Source organism: uncultured Victivallis sp. (assembly GCA_944389935.1).
Classification (GTDB): domain Bacteria; phylum Verrucomicrobiota; class Lentisphaeria; order Victivallales; family Victivallaceae; genus Victivallis.
On the sequence record CALXOE010000095.1, the window covers coordinates 1 to 2929 of the forward strand.

At 62.1% G+C, this 2929-nt stretch carries 1 protein-coding gene and 1 pseudogene; both read right to left on the reverse strand.

The annotated features are described in order from the left end of the window. Positions 1-2045 (reverse strand): annotated as a pseudogene (locus Q0J85_RS15370) (hypothetical protein); the annotation flags it as partial. A gap of 218 nt (positions 2046-2263) precedes the next feature. Beyond that, the coding region (locus tag Q0J85_RS15375; protein ID WP_294483225.1) for a hypothetical protein at positions 2264-2929 on the reverse strand (666 nt) is incomplete at its 5' end.

Genomic DNA, 2929 nt, shown 5'->3' on the forward strand with positions numbered 1-2929 from the left:
GCGACCCGGTCGAACTCGTCGTATTCGTAGCGGATCGAACGGTCAAGCCGTTTCTCCTGCTTCGAGTCGAGGCGCGCAAGCAGGCCGTTTTTGTCGTAGACGTAATCCGTCAGCTGCCCCTCGGGACTCCGCTTCTCCGCCAGCCCGAAGCGGCTCCAGTCGAACTTCAGCTCGTGCCCGTTCTGGTCCGTCACCCGCGCCAGATTGCCGAGCCGGTCGTAGGCGTATCCCACCGCCGTCTCATCCGGCAGAAGCTCCCGCACCAGCCGCCCGAACGCATCGTATTCAAAGCGCTTGATGCGGTTCTGCTGATCCGTGTAACTCACCGGGCGGCCGTCGCCGTCGTACTCCACCGCGACCGACGTGAGCAGCGTCTCCCCGTCGCGGCGCTCGACTTTCGCCAGCAGTCCCTCGGGCGTGTATTCGATCCGCGTCTCGACCCCGTTCGGCAATACCGTCCGCACCAGCCGGTTGTAACGGTCGTAATCGTTCCGGGTCTGCTGCCCGAACACGTTCCGGACCGACTCCACGTAACCGGAGGCCGTGTAGCTGACCGCATTTTCCGTGCGCCCGTCCGAAATCTTCGCCGGACGGCCGTTCCGGTCGTAGCTGATGCGCGTCGTCAGCGCCGGAGTCCCGTTCGCATCGAGCCGCATCGCCGCGGCGAGATTCCCTTTCGCGTCATATGCGAAGCGCGCCACCGGCTCCGGATCGCTCTGCTCCGCCCCGCGGCGCGTGACCAGCTCCAGATTCCCCGCCTTGTCGTAGGCGTAGTTCAGGTCGTTCCCCGTCATGTCGCGCACGCGCAGCTCACGGCCGCTCAACTTGTCGTAACGGTAGGAGACCACCGTGCGGCCGCGCCCGTCCACAATCTGCCGGACCTTGCCGAGGTAGGCGACGTCGTACCGCATGAAATAGTAGATCGTATAGCTCTTCCCGGAAAATTCCCGGATCTTGAAAATGCCGGTCGAGGCGCTGTAATCGTAGCTCGCCTTTTCCCCCGCGCGGTTCGTGAGTTTCACACTGCCCGGTTTCGATCCGGCGTAGCTGTATTTCAGGAACGCATCCTCCAGCAGCCGCCCCGCGACTTTGCCCGTGTGTTTCGCTTTGGAATCCGCCGCCGCTTTCAGGTTCGCGCGGCGCTCTTCGAGCGTTTCATGCTGAATTTTCATCTGATCGGCAAATTCACCCTGCCGGACCAGATTCAAGTAACCGCACTCGTCGTAGCCGAACTCAACCGGATTGAGCGCGCCCGTGCGGAGCGCCGCCAGCCGCGGCCGCGTGATTTGCGTTACACTGCCTTTATCCGTTTTCGGCAGAATCGTGATCACCCCGTCTTTCCACTCCGGAACGGTCCGGACGCCGTTGATCGTCAGAGTTTCCGGACGGCGATCCCGCCACGAAAGCTCGATGAACGGCGTCCCGTTCTGCGTCACTTTCTGCAGGCGGTCGCCCGCATACGTGCAGACAAACACATCCCCGCGCGGAGACTCGACTTTCGCCAGGCGCGAGTCCCGGTAGGTGAAACGCCACCCCCGGAAATCCTTCTCCCCCGTGAAAACCCAGTCCCCCGACTGCGAAAAATCACGGCGCGCGGAAGTGTCCGCCTCCCAGTCCGCATACGGGGAAAAGAAGTCGCGCCCTTTCATCGCCTCCCGGTAAAGCGCCAGCGTCTCCCGGTCGGCCTTTTGACTCGCATAAAAGCGGATCTTTTCCCCCCACGGCGTCGTCCAGAGCACGCCGTCGCGCTGCGGAATCGCCGAACTCTCCAGCTGCGGAACGCTCCAGCCGAAGCCGAACATCCCCTCTTCCTCCGACGCCGAGTTGTAAATCAGCTGCACCGGAAGCCGCAGCTCCGGCGAGAAGTTCGCCGTCCCCAGCAGCCGCACAAACCGATACCCGTTTTCCGTCAGCGACGCTTTCCCCGCCGACATCCCGCGAACCGTGAACGAAAGCGTCTCCGCCCCCGCCGCGCATACCGAGCCGATCACCACCGTCAGCAGCAGCAACAGCCAGCTCCGTTTGATCCCGTGCAACGTTGTCATTTCGTTTCTCCTCTTCCTGGTTTGAGGTTTCCCATTACGGACGGATCGTGCAAGCACGTATATATTATGAATCATTTTATGCAAAATAGCAATACATTTTTAAATTATTTTTCATAAAATAATGGATATATTCTGTGATATTATTTGATAAAGATGTTCGTTTATAGTAATCGCTTAATGAACTTGAAAGAGGATGCTTAACGGAATCCGGGCGGTTCTCAATACCGCACGACCGGAATCTCCCGCTCTTTCGCCTGCGCTTCGAGGGAAAATTCGCGCCGGAAACGCGGCAGAAACAGCTTCTCCGTCCGCTCCGGCAGCGTGAAGTATCCCGGCGGAGAGACGAACAGCAGCCGCCCGTCCGCATACTGCCCCGCATATTCGGCCGCCGATCCGAACATTATGACCTCGCCGCCGGGAGGCTGTTCCGGCAGCCGTGGCGAAAGCGGAAGCCGCCAGTCATCGCAACCGTGCCGCGCGAGAAACGCCGCCGCGTCTTTCAGCGCCATCCCCGCCGGGAGCAGCACCAGCGTTCTGCCGTCCGCCGCCCCCGGCGGAAACAGCGCCCCGTCGCGCACCCGCGGCGCACCCCCCGCCGGAAAACAGAGCAGTCCCAGGCAGCACACCCCCGCAATCCCCGCCGCCGCGGCAAGATTTCTCCACCGGAATCCGCCCGCGCAGAGCCATACCCCGCTCCCGAGAAACAGCAGAAACAACAACCACGAAAGCAGGAAATTCGTCAACGGCAGTCCCCCCCATTCCCGGAAGTCGAACAGCACCCCCCAGTCGAAAACCGTCGCCAATCCCGCCGCCATGCACATCCCCGCCAACCACCCCCCCGCCCCCCGCCGTCGCCGCCGACACCCCGCAACCAGCCCACCCGC